Source organism: Stenotrophomonas sp. T8, assembly GCF_051853085.1.
Classification (GTDB): Bacteria; Pseudomonadota; Gammaproteobacteria; order Xanthomonadales; family Xanthomonadaceae; genus Stenotrophomonas; species Stenotrophomonas sepilia.
Map to the genome: position 1 here is coordinate 1,524,004 of NZ_CP195329.1, position 17,212 is coordinate 1,541,215.

The 17,212-nt window shown below is 64.2% G+C and carries 11 protein-coding genes; 7 read left to right on the top strand and 4 right to left on the bottom strand.

The window, feature by feature from the left end:
• The first annotated feature begins 1 nt into the window (after position 1).
• The 7 genes from der to ACSDHM_RS07320 all read left to right on the top strand — a co-directional run bounded on the left by der (position 2) and on the right by ACSDHM_RS07320 (position 11,582).
• Complete coding sequence (der, locus tag ACSDHM_RS07290; RefSeq protein WP_005413118.1) at positions 2–1,399, top strand: ribosome biogenesis GTPase Der; 1,398 nt, start codon at positions 2–4, stop codon at positions 1,397–1,399.
• A gap of 184 nt (positions 1,400–1,583) precedes the next feature.
• Positions 1,584–2,720 carry a molybdopterin-synthase adenylyltransferase MoeB gene (gene moeB, locus ACSDHM_RS07295; protein ID WP_353080079.1) on the top strand — a complete coding sequence of 379 codons (1,137 nt, stop codon included), beginning with the start codon at positions 1,584–1,586 and terminating at the stop codon, positions 2,718–2,720.
• A gap of 218 nt (positions 2,721–2,938) precedes the next feature.
• Positions 2,939–4,771: a monovalent cation:proton antiporter-2 (CPA2) family protein gene (locus tag ACSDHM_RS07300; protein ID WP_353080078.1), complete on the top strand. Its 1,833-nt coding sequence runs from the start codon at positions 2,939–2,941 to the stop codon at positions 4,769–4,771.
• A gap of 379 nt (positions 4,772–5,150) precedes the next feature.
• A complete protein-coding gene (gene folD, locus ACSDHM_RS07305) occupies positions 5,151–6,029 on the top strand; it encodes a bifunctional methylenetetrahydrofolate dehydrogenase/methenyltetrahydrofolate cyclohydrolase FolD (RefSeq protein ID WP_180868502.1) in 879 nt (292 codons plus the stop codon).
• A 536-nt stretch (positions 6,030–6,565) separates the two neighbouring features.
• On the top strand, positions 6,566–8,023 hold the full coding sequence (gene guaB, locus ACSDHM_RS07310; protein WP_032958143.1) for an IMP dehydrogenase: 1,458 nt from the start codon (positions 6,566–6,568) through the stop codon (positions 8,021–8,023).
• Positions 8,024–8,126: 103 nt separating this feature from the next.
• Complete coding sequence (guaA, locus tag ACSDHM_RS07315; protein ID WP_005413109.1) at positions 8,127–9,692, top strand: glutamine-hydrolyzing GMP synthase; 1,566 nt, start codon at positions 8,127–8,129, stop codon at positions 9,690–9,692.
• A 669-nt stretch (positions 9,693–10,361) separates the two neighbouring features.
• Entirely contained in the window at positions 10,362–11,582 is a 1,221-nt protein-coding gene (locus tag ACSDHM_RS07320) for a hypothetical protein (RefSeq protein ID WP_439426813.1), read from the top strand.
• Positions 11,583–11,674: 92 nt separating this feature from the next.
• On the opposite strand, the gene ACSDHM_RS07325 is transcribed toward ACSDHM_RS07320, so the two are convergent.
• The 4 genes from ACSDHM_RS07325 to ACSDHM_RS07340 form a co-directional block, all read right to left on the bottom strand.
• A complete protein-coding gene (locus ACSDHM_RS07325) occupies positions 11,675–12,265 on the bottom strand; it encodes a hypothetical protein (RefSeq protein WP_439426814.1) in 591 nt (196 codons plus the stop codon).
• A gap of 34 nt (positions 12,266–12,299) precedes the next feature.
• Positions 12,300–12,926 carry a hypothetical protein gene (locus ACSDHM_RS07330; protein WP_439426815.1) on the bottom strand — a complete coding sequence of 209 codons (627 nt, stop codon included), beginning with the start codon at positions 12,924–12,926 and terminating at the stop codon, positions 12,300–12,302.
• A gap of 388 nt (positions 12,927–13,314) precedes the next feature.
• Positions 13,315–15,777, bottom strand: coding sequence for a hypothetical protein (locus ACSDHM_RS07335; RefSeq protein ID WP_439426816.1), 2,463 nt, complete (start codon positions 15,775–15,777; stop codon positions 13,315–13,317).
• A gap of 535 nt (positions 15,778–16,312) precedes the next feature.
• Complete coding sequence (locus tag ACSDHM_RS07340; RefSeq protein ID WP_439426817.1) at positions 16,313–17,044, bottom strand: hypothetical protein; 732 nt, start codon at positions 17,042–17,044, stop codon at positions 16,313–16,315.
• Between the last annotated feature and the right edge of the window lie 168 nt (positions 17,045–17,212).

A 17,212-nucleotide genomic window follows, 5' to 3' on the forward strand; every position in this document is an offset into this window, starting at 1 on the left:
GATGCTGCCTCTGGTCGCCCTGGTTGGACGGCCGAATGTCGGCAAGTCGACTATTTTCAATGCGCTTACGCGCACCCGTGACGCGCTGGTCCACGACCAGCCCGGCGTCACCCGCGACCGCAACTACGGTGTCTGCCGCCTCGACGAGGACAACCATTTCCTCGTCGTGGATACCGGCGGTATCGCCGGGGAAGACGAAGGCCTGGCCGGCGCCACCACGCGCCAGGCGCGTGCGGCCGCGGCCGAAGCCGACCTGATCCTGTTCGTCGTCGACGCCCGCGAGGGCACCTCGGCGCTGGACGACGAGATCCTGGCCTGGCTGCGCAAGCTGTCGCGCCCGACGCTGCTGCTGATCAACAAGATCGATGGCACCGACGAGGACAGCGTGCGTTCCGAGTTCGCCCGTTACGGCTTCGGCGAGATGCTGACCGTCTCGGCCGCGCATCGCCAGGGCCTGGACGATCTGTTGGACGAAGTGATCCAGCGCCTGCCGGAAGAAGGCAGCGGTGAAGAGCTGGACAACGACCCGAACCGCATCCGCATCGCCTTCGTCGGCCGCCCGAACGTGGGCAAGTCGACCCTGGTCAACCGCATCCTCGGCGAGGAGCGCATGATCGCCTCCGACGTGCCGGGTACCACCCGCGACTCGATCGCGGTGGACCTGGAGCGCGACGGCCGTGAGTACCGCCTGATCGACACCGCCGGCCTGCGCCGTCGTTCGCGCGTGGACGAGGTCGTCGAGAAGTTCTCGGTAGTCAAGACCATGCAGTCGATCGAGCAGTGCCAGGTGGCCGTGCTGATGCTCGACGCCACCGAAGGCGTGACCGACCAGGACGCCACCGTGCTCGGTGCCGTGCTCGACGCCGGCCGCGCGCTGGTGATCGCCATCAACAAGTGGGATGGCCTGACCGAGTACCAGCGCGAGCAGGCCGAGACCATGCTGTCGCTGAAGCTGGGCTTCGTGCCGTGGGCCGAATCGGTGCGCATCTCGGCCAAGCACGGCTCGGGCCTGCGTGAGCTGTTCCGTGCGGTGCATCGTGCGCACGAATCGGCGAACAAGACCTTCACCACCAGCGAAGTGAACAAGGCGCTGGAAGTGGCCTACGAGACCAACCCGCCGCCGACCATCCGCGGCCATGTCTCCAAGCTGCGCTACGTGCACCCGGCCGGTTCCAACCCGCCGACCTTCATCGTGCACGGCACGCGCCTGAAGGAGCTGCAGGAGTCGTACAAGCGCTACCTGGAGAACTTCTTCCGCAAGCGCTTCAAGCTGATCGGCACGCCGGTGAGCTTCATCTTCCGCGAGGGTACCAACCCGTACGAGGGCAAGAAGAACGTCCTCACCGAGCGGCAGGTCAAGGCAAAGCGGCGCTTGATGAAGCACGTCAAGGGCAAGTGATTCACGGGAAGGCGGCCGCAGGGCCGCCTTCTTCGTTCGCGCTCCCACCGGTAGTGCCGGCAGCTGGCCGGCAACCTCGCGTCGTCCGGTGCGTTCATGGCCATGCCGGCCAGCGGCTGGCACTACCCCATGTTTGCAGGTATCGGTCAAGGCGGCCTGCCGCCACGTGCGCGATAATGCGGCCATGAGCATCCAAGAGCTTTCCCCCGCGCAGGCACGCGAGCGCCTGGCCCATGGCGCCGTGCTGATCGATGTGCGCGAGGCGCACGAGCGGGCCGGCGGCATGGCCGAGGGCGCGCGCGGCGTGGCCAAGGGCGAGCTGCAGGCCGACCCGGCCGCGCATCTGCCGCAGCGCGACCAGGAGATCCTGCTGATCTGCCAGAGCGGCAAGCGCTCGGCCGATGCCGCGCAGTTCCTGTTGGAGGCCGGGTACGCCCAGGTCGCTTCCGTGACGGGCGGTACCGTGGCCTGGCGCGAGCAGTCGCTGCCACTGGTGCAGCCGCTGGCCAGTGCCGCCGACCGCGATTTCTTTGATCGTTATTCGCGGCATCTGCTGCTGCCACAGGTGGGCGAGGCCGGCCAGCGCCGGCTGCAGGATTCGCGCGTGTTGGTGCTGGGTGCGGGCGGCCTTGGTGCGCCGGCCGGCTTCTATCTGGCCGCCGCCGGGGTAGGGCACCTGCGCTTCGCCGACCACGACCGCGTGGAGCGCAGCAACCTGCACCGGCAGATCGTGCATACCGAAGCCAGCGTCGGCCAGCTGAAGGTCGATTCGGCGCGCGAGCGCCTGCTGGCGCTGAACCCGTCGATCGAGGTCGAGGCTGTGCCCGAGCGGGTCACCTCCGACAACGTGGATGCGCTGCTGGAGGGCGTGGATGTGGTGCTGGATGGCTCGGACAACTTCCCGCTGCGCTACCTGCTCAACGACGCCTGCATCAAGCACGCCAAGCCGCTGGTGTACGCCGCCATCGAGCGCTTTGACGGCCAGGTAAGCGTGTTTGACGCTGGCCGCCAGCGTGGCGTGGCGCCGTGCTACCGCTGCCTGTTCCCCGAGCCGCCGCCGCCGGAGTTCGCGCCGAACTGTTCCGAGGCCGGTGTGCTGGGCGTGCTGCCTGGCCTGGCCGGCGTGCTGCAGGCCACCGAGGTGCTGAAGCTGCTGCTGGGTATTGGCGAGCCGCTGGTTGGGCGCCTGCTGCGCTTCGATGCGCTGGGCATGCGCTTCCGCGAGACCGGCATCCGCCCGGACCCGCATTGCCCGGTGTGCGCGCCGGGCGTGCCGTTCCCGGGGTATATCGATTACGCCGCGTTCTGCCGAGGTGGTTGAACCCGGCCGGGGCATCATCCACGCATGGCGTGAATCTACCGACGCATTAGTAGATCCACGCCATGCGTGGATGGATGTATCGGGTTTCGGGATGATGCTGGGGATCGCTCCCTGCATCGTTCCATCGCCAAGACAATCCGGCGCAACATGCGTGCTATTGCCGTCATCGGCATTGCTCTATTGTTGAACCCGATTCTGGATCTCGGGGAACACACCGCATGGCGGTAGAAGCAGCGACCAGCGAGCTGGTCAAGGTCGTCGCCCTGTTGGGCGCGGCGGTGGTGATGGTGCCTTTGTTCCGCCGGGCCGGCCTGGGCTCGGTGCTGGGCTACTTCGCCGCTGGCCTGGCGATCGGACCGTTCGGGCTGGGCTGGTTCTCCGACCCGCAGGCCATCCTGCATACCGCCGAGCTCGGCGTGGTGATGTTCCTGTTCGTGATCGGCCTGGAAATGCGGCCCTCGCACCTGTGGAGCCTGCGCAAGGAGATCTTCGGGCTGGGCACGCTGCAGATCGTCACCTGTGCGCTGGTGCTGACCAGCATCGCCAAGCTGTTCGGGCTGCCGTGGCAGGTGGCCTTCATCGGCGCCACCGGCTTCGTGCTCACTTCCACTGCGGTGGTGATGCAGCTGCTGGCCGAGCGCGGTGACATCGCGCTGCCGTCGGGGCAGAAGATCGTTTCGATCCTGCTGTTCGAAGACCTGCTGATCGTGCCGTTGCTGGCGCTGGTGGCCTGGATGGCGCCGGGCGCGGGCAGTGCCGGCGGCGAGGGTTCGCGTTGGCTGTCGGTGGCGATCGGCGTGGGCGCCATTGTCGGCCTGGTGCTGGTCGGCCGCTTCCTGCTCAATCCGCTGTTCCGCGTGTTGGCCGAGTCGAAGGCGCGCGAGGTGATGACCGCCGCCGCGCTGCTGGTGGTGCTGGGCGCCGCGCTGTTGATGCAGCTGTCCGGCCTGTCGATGGCGATGGGCGCGTTCCTGGCCGGCGTGCTGCTGAGCGAATCCACCTTCCGCCACCAGATCGAAGCGGACATCGAGCCGTTCCGCGGCATCCTGCTGGGCCTGTTCTTCCTCAGCGTCGGCATGGCGCTGGACCTGGGCGTGGTGGCTGGCAACTGGCAGCTGATCCTCGGCCTGGTGCTGGCGTTGATGGCAGCCAAGGCGCTGTGCATCTACGTGGTCGCGCGCATCATGGGCAGCGATCACGCGCAGGCGCTGGACCGGGGCGTGCTGATGGCGCAGGGTGGCGAGTTCGCCTTCGTGCTGTTCTCCGCAGCCGCCTCGGCCGGCGTGATCAACCTGGAGATCAATGCCAACTTCACCGCCGTGGTGGTGCTGTCGATGGCGCTGACGCCGCTGGTGGTGCTGGTCTACAAGCGCATCGCGCCGAAGCCGACGGTGAACATGGATGGCGTGGACGAGGCCGACGGCCTGTCCGGCAGCGTGCTGCTGATCGGCTTCGGTCGCTTCGGCCAGGTCGCCAGCCAGTCGCTGCTGGCGCGCGACGTGGACGTGACCATCATCGACAACGATGTGGAGATGATCCAGAGTGCGGCGCGCTTCGGTTTCAAGATCTACTACGGCGACGGTACGCGACTGGACGTGCTGCATGCCTCGGGCGCGGCGACCGCGCGTGCGATTGCGGTGTGCGTGGACAAGGCCGAGGCGGCTGATCGCATTGTTGAGCTGGTGTCGCACGAGTTCCCGCAGGCCAAGCTGATGGTGCGCTCGTTCGACCGCGAGCATTCGCTGCGGCTGATCCATGCCGGCGTCGATTTCCAGATCCGCGAGACGTTCGAGTCGGCGGTGCTGTTCGGCCAGGCCGCGCTGGTGGAACTGGGTGCGGACGAGGACGATGCGATCGAAATTGCCGAGCAGATCCGTCGCCGCGACGCCGAGCGCTTCGAGCTGGAGATTGCCGGTGGTGGTCTGAATGCCGGCGCCAAGATGGTGTTCGGCAATTCCGGCCAGGGCGTGCCGACGCCGACGCCGTTCACCGCGCCGAAGCGGGCAAGCAAGACGTTGAACCCGCAGGACGTGCCGGAAGAGGAAGAATAAAGCCCGGTCGTGCCGGCCGCTGGCCGGCAGATGCGGAAACGTTCCGACGTCATGGGGGTGCCGGCCAGCGGCCGGCACTACCCGTGTGGGGAATTGCCGGAGCCGGTGGTTGGTAGTGCCGGCCGCTGGCCGGCAGATACGCGAACGTTCCGACGTCATGGGGTTGCCGGCCAGCGGCCGGCACTACCGTGTGGGGAATTGCCGAAGCCGGCGGTTGGTCGTGCCGGCCGCTGGCCGGCAAATGCGCAAACGTTCCGGCGTCATGGGGTTGCCGGCCAGCGGCCGGCACTACCAGGCAGGTGGGGGATCGCCAAAGTCGGTGGGCGAGGGGGCCTGAATCAGGGACAATAGCGTCCCCGCCGCCCCACGCCTGCCCCCGATGACCGATTCCGCCCCCCAGCATCCTGCCCGCATCCTTGATGGCCGCCGCATCGCCGAGGACCTGCTCGACAGCCTGAAGGTGCGCGTCGACGCCCGCGTGGCCGCCGGCGGCAGCCGCCCGGGCCTGGCCGTGGTGCTGGTCGGTGGCGACCCGGCCTCGACGGTGTACGTGCGCAACAAGCGCCGTGCCGCCGAGAAGGTCGGCATCGAAGCACATGACTACGATCTGCCGGCCGGTACCACCGAGGCCGAGCTGCTCGAGCTGATCGACCAGCTCAATGCCGACCCGAAGATCCACGGCATCCTGATCCAGCTGCCGCTGCCGGGCATCCCCGACGCGCGCCGGCTGATCCAGCGCATCGACCCGCGCAAGGACGTGGACGGTTTCCACCCGGAAAACGTCGGCCACCTGGCCCTGCGCGAGTTCGGCCTGCGCCCGTGCACCCCGCGCGGCATCACCACGCTGCTGGGCCACACCGACCAGCCGGTGCGTGGCCGCAACGCCACCATCGTGGGCGTGAGCAACCACGTCGGCCGCCCGATGGGCCTGGAGTTGCTGATTGCCGGCTGCACCGTGACCAGCTGCCACAAGTTCACCCCCAAGGACGTGCTGGAACAGGCCGTGCGCAACGCCGACATCCTGGTGGTGGCGGTGGGCCGCCCGGGCATCGTGCCGGGCGAGTGGGTGAAGCCGGGCGCGGTGGTGATCGACGTCGGTATCAACCGGTTGGATGACGGCCGCCTGGTGGGCGACGTCGGGTTTGAGGCGGCGGCCCAGCGGGCCAGCTGGATCACCCCGGTGCCGGGTGGTGTGGGCCCGATGACCGTGGCCACGTTGATGCAGAACACCCTGGAAGCGGCGGAAGCGCTGAGCTGACCTCACCTGGGGCTGTTCTCAGGTGCCTGAGGGATAGTGCGGACCAACGGTCCGCACCCACCAAAGGCGCTTCAGGGCTGGCTCGGGTGATCCTCTCAAGGTGGGTGCCGACCGTTGGTCGGCACAATGCCGGTGCACAGGTATATGAAGGCAGTGCGGACCAACGGTCCGCACCCACCAAAGGCGCTTCAGGGCTGGCTCGGGTGATCCTCTTAAGGTGGGTGCCGACCGTTGGTCGGCACAATGCCGGTGCACAGGTATATGAAGGCAGTGCGGACCAACGGTCCGCACCCACCAAAGGCGCTTCAGGGCTGGCTCGGGTGATCCTCTTAAGGTGGGTGCCGACCGTTGGTCGGCGCAATGCTGGGGCACAGGTGTCTGAAGGGTAGTGCGGACCAACGGTCCGCACCCACCAAAGTGGTAGGCGGGCCCCTGAACCAATCGCCGCCGGCGCGACACTGCGTCGCATCTACCCCCTGCCACGCGGCGCGAAAACAGGGTAAAATGTCGCGCTTCCCCACATCTCGGGTATGCCGATGCTGCGCATCCAGGCTGAAGCACTCACTTACGACGACGTCTCGCTCGTCCCCGCCCACTCGACCATCCTGCCCAAGGACGTCAACCTCGAAACGCGGTTGACCCGAGACCTGAAGCTGAAGCTTCCGATCCTGTCCGCAGCCATGGATACCGTCACCGAAGCCCGCCTGGCCATCGCCATGGCCCAGCTCGGCGGCATGGGCATCATCCACAAGAATCTCAGCCTGGAACAGCAGGCCGCGGAAGTGGCCAAGGTCAAGAAGTTCGAGGCCGGTGTCATCCGCGACCCGATCACCGTCGGCCCGGAAACCACCATCCGCGACGTGCTGGCCCTGACCCAGGCGCACAACATCTCCGGTGTGCCGGTGGTGGGCAGCGACGGCCAGCTGGCTGGCATCGTGACCCACCGCGACATGCGCTTCGAGACCGAGCTGGACGATCCGGTCCGCCACATCATGACCAAGAAGGATCGCCTGATCACGGTCAAGGAAGGCGCCGCGTCTGACGAAGTGCTGCAGCTGCTGCACCGCAACCGCATCGAGAAGGTGCTGGTGGTCAATGACTCGTTCGAACTGCGTGGCCTGATCACCGTCAAGGACATCCAGAAGAACACGGACTTCCCGAACGCTGCCAAGGATCTGTCGACCCGCCTGCTGGTCGGCGCTGCCGTCGGCGTGGGTGGCGATACCGATCGCCGCGTGGAAGCGCTGGTCGCCGCCGGCGTGGACGTGATCGTGGTTGATACCGCGCACGGCCACTCGCAGGGCGTGCTGGACCGCGTCAGCTGGGTCAAGAAGAACTTCCCGAACGTGCAGGTCATCGGTGGCAACATCTGCACCGGCGAAGCCGCACTGGCGCTGCTGGACAGCGGCGCGGACGCAGTGAAGGTCGGCATCGGCCCGGGCTCGATCTGCACCACCCGCGTCGTCGCCGGCGTCGGCGTGCCGCAGGTCACCGCCATTGACCTGGTGGCCGAAGCGCTGCAGGACCGCATCCCGCTGATCGCCGACGGTGGCATCCGCTACTCGGGCGACATCGGCAAGGCGCTGGCCGCCGGTGCCTCGACCATCATGGTCGGCGGCCTGCTGGCCGGTACCGAGGAATCGCCGGGCGAGACCGAGCTGTACCAGGGCCGTTCGTACAAGAGCTACCGCGGCATGGGTTCGCTGGCTGCCATGGAGAAGGGGTCGAAGGACCGCTACTTCCAGGACGCCGCCACCGCCGACAAGCTGGTGCCGGAAGGCATCGAAGGCCGCGTGCCGTACCGCGGCCCGGTGGGCGGCATCATCCACCAGCTGATGGGCGGCCTGCGCGCCACCATGGGCTACGTGGGCTGCGCCACCATCGACGAGATGCGCAGCAAGCCCAAGTTCGTGAAGATCAGCGGCGCCGGCCAGCGTGAGAGCCACGTCCACGACGTGACCATCACCAAAGAGCCGCCGAACTACCGCGCCTGACGCGGGCCGAGCAAAGAGGAACGGGGAAGCACTTCCCGTTCCTCTTTCTCCATCTGCCGCCGTAAATCTGATTTCGTTTTCCCTACTGCATTGCCGGGGCGCCATGACCAACATCCATAACGACAAGATCCTCATCCTCGATTTCGGCGCGCAGTACACGCAGCTGATCGCCCGCCGCATCCGCGAGCTGGGCGTCTACTGCGAAATCTGGGCGTGGGACCACAACCCGGCCGAGATCGCGGCGTTTGGCGCCAAGGGCATCATCCTGTCCGGCGGCCCGGAATCGACCACGCTGCCGGGTGCCCCGGCCGCGCCGCAGGAAGTGTTCGACAGCGGCCTGCCGATCTTCGGCATCTGCTACGGCATGCAGACCCTGGCCGCGCAGCTGGGCGGTGCCACCGAAGCCGCTGACCAGCGCGAGTTCGGCCACGCCGAAGTGAACGTGATCAACCCCGATGCACTGTTCAAGGGCCTGAGCGACCACGGCGGCGAGCCGAAGCTGAATGTCTGGATGAGCCACGGCGACCATGTCTCCGTTGCACCGCCGGGCTTCACCATCACCGCCACCACCGACCGCATTCCGGTGGCCGCCATGGCAAACGAGGAAAAGCGCTGGTACGGCGTGCAGTTCCACCCGGAAGTGACCCACACCCTGCAGGGCCAGGCGCTGCTGCGCCGCTTCGTGGTGGATGTGTGCGGCTGCCAGACCCTGTGGACCGCCGCCAACATCATCGACGACCAGATCGCCCGCGTGCGCGAACAGGTGGGCGATGACGAAGTGATCCTGGGCCTGTCCGGCGGCGTCGATTCGTCCGTGGTGGCCGCGCTGCTGCACAAGGCCATCGGCGAGAAGCTGACCTGCGTGTTCGTGGATACCGGCCTGCTGCGCTGGCAGGAAGGCGACCAGGTGATGGCGATGTTCGCCGAGCACATGGGCGTAAAGGTGGTGCGCGTGAATGCCGCCGACCGCTACTTCGCCGCGCTGGAAGGCGTGAGCGACCCGGAAGCCAAGCGCAAGATCATCGGCAACCTGTTCGTTGAGATCTTCGACGAAGAATCGAACAAGCTGAAGAACGCCAAATGGCTGGCGCAGGGCACCATCTACCCGGACGTGATCGAGTCGGCCGGCAGCAAGACCGGCAAGGCGCATGTGATCAAGAGCCACCACAACGTGGGCGGCCTGCCGGAGCACATGAAGCTGGGCCTGGTGGAGCCGCTGCGCGAGCTGTTCAAGGACGAAGTGCGCCGCCTGGGCGTTGAGCTGGGCCTGCCGCGCACCATGGTCTACCGCCATCCGTTCCCGGGCCCGGGCCTGGGCGTGCGTATCCTGGGCGAAGTGAAGCGCGAGTACGCCGAACTGCTGGCCAAGGCCGATGCCATCTTCATTGATGAGCTGCGCAAGGCGGACTTGTACGACAAGACCAGCCAGGCGTTTGCCGTGTTCCTGCCGGTGAAGTCGGTGGGCGTGGTGGGTGATGCACGGGCTTATGAGTGGGTGATTGCGCTGCGTGCGGTGGAGACGATTGACTTCATGACGGCGCATTGGGCGCATCTGCCGTATGAGTTCCTGGGTACGGTGAGCAACCGGATCATCAATGAGTTGCGGGGGGTGTCGAGGGTGGTTTATGACATCTCGGGGAAGCCGCCGGCGACTATTGAGTGGGAATGAGTTGAACGAACGAGGGCGCCGAGAGGCGCCCTTTTTCTCATATGTAGGTGCCAACGCAGTTGGGATTTGACCCTCTGATAAGTCCGATGGACAAGGCGCAATCCTGCGTGAAGTCCGCTCGCGCTGTCAGGGCCGACATGGATGCGGTCCTTGATGGCTTTTTACCGGGGAGTCAACCTGCGGTGCGGGGGCGGAGCTCTATCCGACGGGTTGGTGCACGGGCGATGGCACTTATCGCAGGATGTGATGCCTGTTTGACTCCAGTTGACCTTGGGCGTCTGTATCCTGCCGTCAGGTGCTGGCCCTGTTGATCTCCAGGGTCGCCCTTTGGCCCGGTAGAGCCCTGTGGGAGGGCCTGCCGGGCGAGCTTTTCTATGGGGATGCCAACAGCGGTCATGCGGGCCCTGCAGGTAGGCAGTGCCGGAGTAGCTTTCCGTGCGTGTGATCTCAGGCGGCGTGGATCTGACAGTGACTTGAAGGTTCGCCTGCGCCCCCGCGCCGTTGTAGTGACCGTCCGGACATCGCCTACTGGAAATGTGCCCTGATGATCAATTTTGGCTCTGGTCATCTATAGTCATGCAGTCGTCCGCCACGCCTATCAGGAGCGGAGCATGGCGGCAGTGAGCCAATATAAGGAGTGGCAGAGCCGTGGACAGGGAAATTTGGCGAATGGGGCGCAAGGTTGCGCGGGAGAAGGGGCGTCGCTACAAAAACTGGGAGCTGGACTTTGTCCGCGGCCTGCACCAGGGGCGGGCATTGAGTAGCCTTGCCGCTGATCTGACGATTTCCACGGGGATTCCCGTTCGCCTTATGTCCATCTGGTTGGACAAGAATGCTTGGGTGACGTGGAAAGATTCGGCTGGACATTTGGTGAGCCGTCGTGAGCTCGCCGACCTTGCGGTGGTAGTGCGACAGCCCATGGGGGGAAAGGTCGCGCAATGGATGTGGCTTCTGCAGGCAAAGCGGACGATGCATCTCCTCGATTCATACGTCGGCAGCAGCAGTCTCCATGAACTGGACCTGCTGCATCGCATGCCTGACTTTTCATTGCTGGAAGGCGATGGGAAAACCCGTCGGCTCATTGCTAGCAATATTGCGCTGGCGAACGAGTTTGCGATTGGGAAGACGCCTGCCGGCGTGTCGCCTTGGCCATGTCCGGGCGTGGTGCCCTGGACGTTTTTGGATTTCGATAGCGACGTGAAGGATGCAAGCTCGGCCGCTCGCAATCATTTCAGCCCGGTGTCGGCTCGATGGTTGGGAACGCCGTCTGCTCCAGCGGGAAGTTGGGCAGAACAGTGGTTGAGGGCTGGGGGCGGCGCCAGTCCGTTGCTGGCGTCCTACACGGCCTGCCTGCTTGGCATCATCTCTGGGCAACAGGTGGCCTGGCGCCATCCAGGCCATGCAAGCGCGTGCCGCACCTTTGCCCCAGGCGCACCGCTGGATCCGTCGGTCTACCCTCAATGGCACCGCTTGTATACCGCGCTGATGACGCGTTCCGTAGGAGGGGTTTCGGGTCACGCTAAGTCGTCAGGCAACCCCTCCGGCTCTGTTCTTCAGTTCAGTCAGTTGATGGCCCAAGAGGCATCGAGCGTGCGCTGGTTGGACTCCGGGTTCGGGTTCCCGGACTACAGGCCCGTGGGATGGCTCTCTGGGGCTCAGTCCTCGTTCAGCGGCCAATGGGCGATCGCGGGCCTTTCAGAACAAGAGGCTCGAGAATCACTGCGAATGTTCGATGGCCTGGAGACGTCGTCATGGCCGGAAGAGATGCTCGCGTCCGAGCAAAACAACGATGGAGGCGAGCCTCCCGAGATGAGCGAGTCGGACTCGGATGATGGGTACAACGGCGGAATGCAGGTCTTGTTCGTCGATTTGTTGAGGCCGCCAGGATGATCCGGCCTGGTCCATTCCTGACGATTCTTGTCGGGAGTTAGAAAGGCCTTGGGCAGTGGAATCGACGACCGGCGTCCGCGGCGCGGCAGTGATCAGGCAGGGTGATCGGAGTCCTTTCCGAACGAGGGAGAGGGGTCTGTGTCGTCGTCTGTGTCGATAGGCGTTTCGGTACTGGCCAATCCTCGCAAAGCTGACATGGAGGTGGTCTGCGCGAAGTCGCGGTCCGCCTGGGACTTGATCATGTCCGTAGGCACCAGCGTCAAGATCACCGTCCACACCTGCCATAGCGTCAGGGCGACCAGAATGACGAAAGAGATCGTTCTTGATGCCTCCACATGCCTCAGCACCAGTGGGACCTGCCGGGCCATGGGCACGATGATGCCGGCGACGAGAACTATGCCGAGGATCATTGTCGAGTGGGCGAGCGGGGTGAACAGCTTGCGAAAGCGTTCACCGCTATCTTCGCCAGCCTTCTTGCTTTCTCCCAACGAAAGCCGCAAGCGGTCTGGGTAAACAATGGCTAGCCAGGCGCCAACGACCGCGAAGATGATGGCCGCGGTCGTTCGCAGTGCCTCAAAGAGCGGCCATTGCTGGGCAAACGGAATCCATCGGCCGTACCACATCGCGCCGCCCGGCAGCAGGGCGGTCAGTCCAACAGCTGCCCCGCACAGGATGATTCTCATTCGAGGCGTTCTTTCAGTAGAGCTGTGCGCCGCCTCATGAGCTTCTCCAAGAGCGTCTTCGTGTTGATGGATCCATCCTGGTTACGGATGCCGTCCAGGCGGACCTCGCCGCGCGCCGTCGCCCCGCTGAGCCAGCCACTCGGCTCTCGCCTTTGAACTGGAAACCGTAGTCGTCCCAATCCAGGTCTTGGGCTCGCTGTCCCCAATTATCGACGAGCTCCTGAACCTCCTTCTTTGTCAGCCGCATGCTCAAACTGGAATTGACCTTTGCCGTTCGCGGCGCCTGCTTGGGGGCACCCATCCCCATGAGGCCAAGTCCCTTTTGCCAAACGCTGCGCTGCTCGACCGTCTTGAACTCGATCGTGGTCCGCCGATGAACCTTTCGAATATCATCGTAGCGCTTGACGATGATATCGTTGATACCCGGTTTGCTGTAGAGAGCGGTTCTGAAACGGGGATGGAACTGAGAGCTTGGCTCGTCCGTTTTGACCTTGCGATATCCAAAGACGGTAATTGCGTCAGGATCTGCGGGATCGGGCGGCAGTTGCACCGCCTGTGTGGACTGCGTGGTCAGGAACTGTTCGCAGTAGGCCTGGAAGGGGCCCTGTGCGGTGACCGGGCTGTCGATGCGTAGGGTCGCGAGAAGTTCATTGCCAGGCAACAGCCAGAAGAAGGTGGGAAAGCCGGGAATGGTGCCACTTTGACGTCGTTAAGATGCATCGTCTCCTTGCCGACCTTGTTTATCAGGGGGCTTTGTGGGGGCTCTATCAACTGAAGTATGGGCGACGCCTGGGCAAGCGTACGGCTCAGAATAGTGTGTGGGTCTAGTGATCGATAGAGCTGGAGGTATCCGTGAACGAGGCACGCCTGTGTTCCTCCTCCGCGATTGACGATCCGGTGTCTAGCGGAGCGCCAGTGACGCGACTTTGCAGTGCAAAGAGGCAAGCGGCTCGATAGCCCCCCGCCTACGGCGGAGCTCCCAGAGCGCGTATTCCGATAGCGCGGCGAAGGACCAGCGATATGTCGCTTGGGTCGAATGCAAGATTCGGTCAGTGGCGTATCGGAGGGATCTCGGTATTACCAAGCGCTAGTGTCATCACCGGCTCGTTGAAGGCAGCAAGTCCCCAACGGGTGAGGACATCGTGTAGGGCTTCCGACAGTAGTGACGAGGGCAGCTCGCGAATGCGGTCGTAGCGCGTGCCCCAGCGGAGCGCGATTGCACGTTCGCCATTGCCCCGCAACAGATTGATTATTCGGGTTTCCAGCTGTGCACGTCCAGGCCGATAGCGCGCTTGATAGTCCAGTGCTTCCCGCATCGTCTTGTGCGCCAAGTAATAGCACTGTGCAAGGGATAGATGCTCCAGTTGCATGCGGAACAGACTGCGAGCATCGTCCATGTTCGGGGACGGCAAGTCGCGGTCAGTGAGGACATGTTCAAGGTATGTCACCATCTCCTCGACACCGAGATCACGAGCGAGGGCGGCAGCGTGGTCGCGCCATGCTTCTGGCCACTGCGCTTGAGGCAGGTCGCGGATACCACGCTGCAATGCGAGAGTGTTCGGGGAGATGCGCCACACCACGCGTGTCAGATATGCGGTCAGGCGACCGCTCTCGTCGAAACCCATGACGCCAGCAGGCGTCGATGCGTCCGCGGCGAGTACCCCTTTCTTCATCAAACCAAATAATGTACCAATGAACTTGTTGGTCGGTTCGAACCTCTGACCAGATTCAGCCAGAGGCGCCAGCGTCCAGCGGACGTGATCGAGTGGACTCGCGCGCAATAGGGCGATCAGGGTCGCCGCTTCAAGCAGAGTCAGCTCCTCAGGACGAATGCGAGTCGATTCCGGCTGTGGATAGCCTGCCAGTACTGCTGCCAGCTTTTCCTCGGGCGTATCCGGAACTTCGGCAAGGTCCTTCATCTGACGTGCGATGGATGAATTGGCACGCGACAGCGAGACTGTGGCGATGCTTGCTAGGACAGTCTTACCGCCGTCAATTTCCGCTAGGTCCGCCCCCCATTTTTCCAAGAGCATCTGGCCTGTTGCGCCTGGTGTCGCATGCAGCCAGTCCAGTGCTCCGTTAAAAAGGGCTATCGGGTCTTCTAGACTTTCGATATCGATGTAGAGCGATTCCAAGGGCGTGGTGTATTGATCGTCTTCAGCTGGCGGGACATCAGCGGCCCTTTCCGCGAGTTCGGCGAGCACTGCCCCAGCTCCGGTCAGGTCATTCGAGTGAGCCGCATGCGCCAGGTAGATAGCTCGACTGATCCACCATGGCAATCCATGCGCGGGAGTCGCGCGCAGGTACTCAATCTGCACGGGCTCAGGATCGAGATGTAGCGTCGCGTCTGCGGCCATCAGCAGTCGCCAGTGTTCGCGCACAGGGCCGTCCAGGTGGGCCGCAATCTCGCGCCAGCGCCGGACAAAGTCGAAGCCGAAGTGCCCGAACCGCAAAACGCCGTCGAGACCGGACGCAGAAATCCAAGGACTCCAGCAATCGAGGTCCTCGCCGCTTTCACCGTGCTTGTCCCAGGCAAGCGAGACTAGCGTCGCGGCGGCATCACGAAGTCGGTCCTGCTGACCCGTCTCCAGCGCTACCTGCAGGAGAAACTTCGCAACTACGGTAGGGTCATGGCCATTGGTCGTCGGCGAGACTCCAGGCAAGAACGCAGCGAGCTGATTCAAGACAGTCTCGTAGGCGTCTGTCTCGCCTGTACGCGCTCGATGCAAGGCCATCATTGCGCGCATCTCCGCTAGGGAGGCGCGGTTGCGATCATCGATCTGCGTATCGCGGCCCACCAACTGTTCGAGCGATTCCATCACACGCTCTACGTCCCCCCACTGCGCCAGGTGCATCGCATGGACATAGGCCTCATGGAAGACCTTCTCCTGGCGTGCTCCCGGAAGCGTCCGAATCAGGTCGCCTAGGAGTTTGGGGTCGAATTTTCCGGCTAGGCGCTGCTTGGTCGCAACGATCGCGTGCGGCAGTGCCCAATTGGGGTACAACTCGCGTGCACGAGCAGCCTCCGGCACCACCGCCTCCGCGTAGGTACCGATCACTTGGAAGAACGCGTTGAAGGCAAACATTGGGGGGCGCTCTGGCGCGAGCGCTGCGGTGAGCAGCGCCTCGACTCGCGCCCGACGTGCGGCCACGCGTTGCGCCACGTCGGTATTTCCGAGTCCCCCGCGTATCCGCTGCCCAGAAGAGCCGCCCAAGACCCAGGCCAGCATGGCCAGGGCCTCTGGATGTGTTCCGACGTTGGCCTCGCTCAACAACACTTCGGCGCCGGCATCGTCGTCCTGCATGCCGAGACAGAAGCCATGCTTGGCGCGCTCAGTCGGACTGGAATCGGCCCGGGCCGCATAGCCTGAAGCCGCCCGGGCATAGTCCTTCGAAAACAGGGCGCGATCGGCTTCGCTCCAATGCGCGGGTGGCGCGGCATTGGGTGATCGTGCAGAGAGCACCTCTCCCAGCGTGGGAGAAGCACTTGATGGTGGCGGGCGTTGGGGCATCGGCGGCTCGTCTGTCCTGTTGGTCAATTGCTTGAGCCAGAGGGCAGAGACCCCCGACTCATGCAGCAACCACAATACATGCCGAGTGAGGCCGTCGCGACCGCCTGGCTAGAGTGCGCTTCTTCCTTGGAAAGCGGGAACGCTGGCCCCTGCGGCTTCAAGGACACCAGACCCTGGGTCCTTCGAGCGAGTCTCGCCTGATCGGCGAGCCGACCCGGGTGAAATCCCTATCAACGGCTACCCTGTACTGGCCGACGGACCCATCGGCTCGGGTGAGGGCGTATCGAATTCGTGGGTTTGCTCGAGGGGCGCGGCGATGAAGTGTCCTGGGAGGGGGTGCCCAATCCCAAAGAGCTCGCCCGGCGAGGTACATGAAACCTCGCCGGGCGATTGCACCCTGTCGGAACCAAGGTCGTCGCCGCTATAGAGCCAGGGTGATTCGCTGCGGACGCATCCCATGAGATAAGTGCTATCGGATGGTCAGATGGATTCGCCTGCTGCCATCCTAGCGTTCGCAGGGCAGGGGAGAACGCGTCTATCGAGTGCTGCCATCTTCGTTGGGGCAGTGCAGCGGGTGATGTTCATAGTGGTCCGCAGTGAACTCCCACATCCGGACTCCGTTCAAGACGTAGACACGACCGAACACGGCAAAGATGGCTGGCAGCCGTGAATCCGTTAGGAAGTATCGGGCGGCGGTATCGGGGACGACGTGAGGAACAGGCCAGTTGTCGTAGATCAGGAGCCAGGTTTCATCACCTCTGTCATAACCGGGAAGGGTGACCGACCCGGCCTTGCCAAGGGCGAAGTAGGCCATCGCGTCGGCCCACTCTCGCTCGGGGCTGTCACCGACCCATCCATCGCCAGGTTCGTCAGCTTCGATCTCCTTCAAGAGGCGCTTGGTCGATCTTTCCCCTTCGCCCGGGGTGGCGTGCGAAACAAAATGTCCGCGGCTGTCATCGCCCTGCTCGCGAAGCGCCGACTTCTTCGCCTCATTGGTCGTTATGGCTTCGACATGTTCGATGGCGATGCGTTTTTGGCCATCAGTGATGAGGAAGTCCGGACGGTCGCCGTGATCGACTAAGAGAGGAAACTGAAAGCGTGACGCAGGGATCGAGAGCAGCAAATGGGCGATGGCGTAGCGTTCCACATGCTCGGACCGTCGTCCCTCTGTGCGTAGGGGTACTTCGATGTCCAGTTGCGAGATGAGCCGCCGAAGCTCGTGAATGTCGCTGGCACGAGCCAGCGGCAGCCGTTGTTGCGTCCGCATTGTCAATTCCTTTCGTGCGCGGTGTACCCAATTGCGATCATTCGAGTCCAGCCTGCCATTGTTGCAAGAGGTGTCAGCGTCGCGGTAAGAATGCCGTGGAAGATTGGCTCCGGCCAGAGGTGCGTCTCGCAGGCGTTTGATGTCCAGCGCTGCAGGGCCACGAACCGG

Excerpts from the sequence above, each read along its gene's own strand:
- ACSDHM_RS07320 (WP_439426813.1), top strand. The coding sequence starts at position 10,362 with ATGGGGCGCAAGGTTGCGCGGGAGAAGGGGCGTCGCTACAAAAACTGG.
- moeB (WP_353080079.1), top strand. The coding sequence starts at position 1,584 with ATGAGCATCCAAGAGCTTTCCCCCGCGCAGGCACGCGAGCGCCTGGCC.
- ACSDHM_RS07335 (WP_439426816.1), bottom strand. The coding sequence starts at position 15,777 with ATGCCCCAACGCCCGCCACCATCAAGTGCTTCTCCCACGCTGGGAGAG.
- guaA (WP_005413109.1), top strand. The coding sequence starts at position 8,127 with ATGACCAACATCCATAACGACAAGATCCTCATCCTCGATTTCGGCGCG.
- ACSDHM_RS07325 (WP_439426814.1), bottom strand. The coding sequence starts at position 12,265 with ATGAGAATCATCCTGTGCGGGGCAGCTGTTGGACTGACCGCCCTGCTG.
- guaB (WP_032958143.1), top strand. The coding sequence starts at position 6,566 with ATGCTGCGCATCCAGGCTGAAGCACTCACTTACGACGACGTCTCGCTC.
- ACSDHM_RS07340 (WP_439426817.1), bottom strand. The coding sequence starts at position 17,044 with ATGCGGACGCAACAACGGCTGCCGCTGGCTCGTGCCAGCGACATTCAC.
- folD (WP_180868502.1), top strand. The coding sequence starts at position 5,151 with ATGACCGATTCCGCCCCCCAGCATCCTGCCCGCATCCTTGATGGCCGC.
- der (WP_005413118.1), top strand. The coding sequence starts at position 2 with ATGCTGCCTCTGGTCGCCCTGGTTGGACGGCCGAATGTCGGCAAGTCG.
- ACSDHM_RS07300 (WP_353080078.1), top strand. The coding sequence starts at position 2,939 with ATGGCGGTAGAAGCAGCGACCAGCGAGCTGGTCAAGGTCGTCGCCCTG.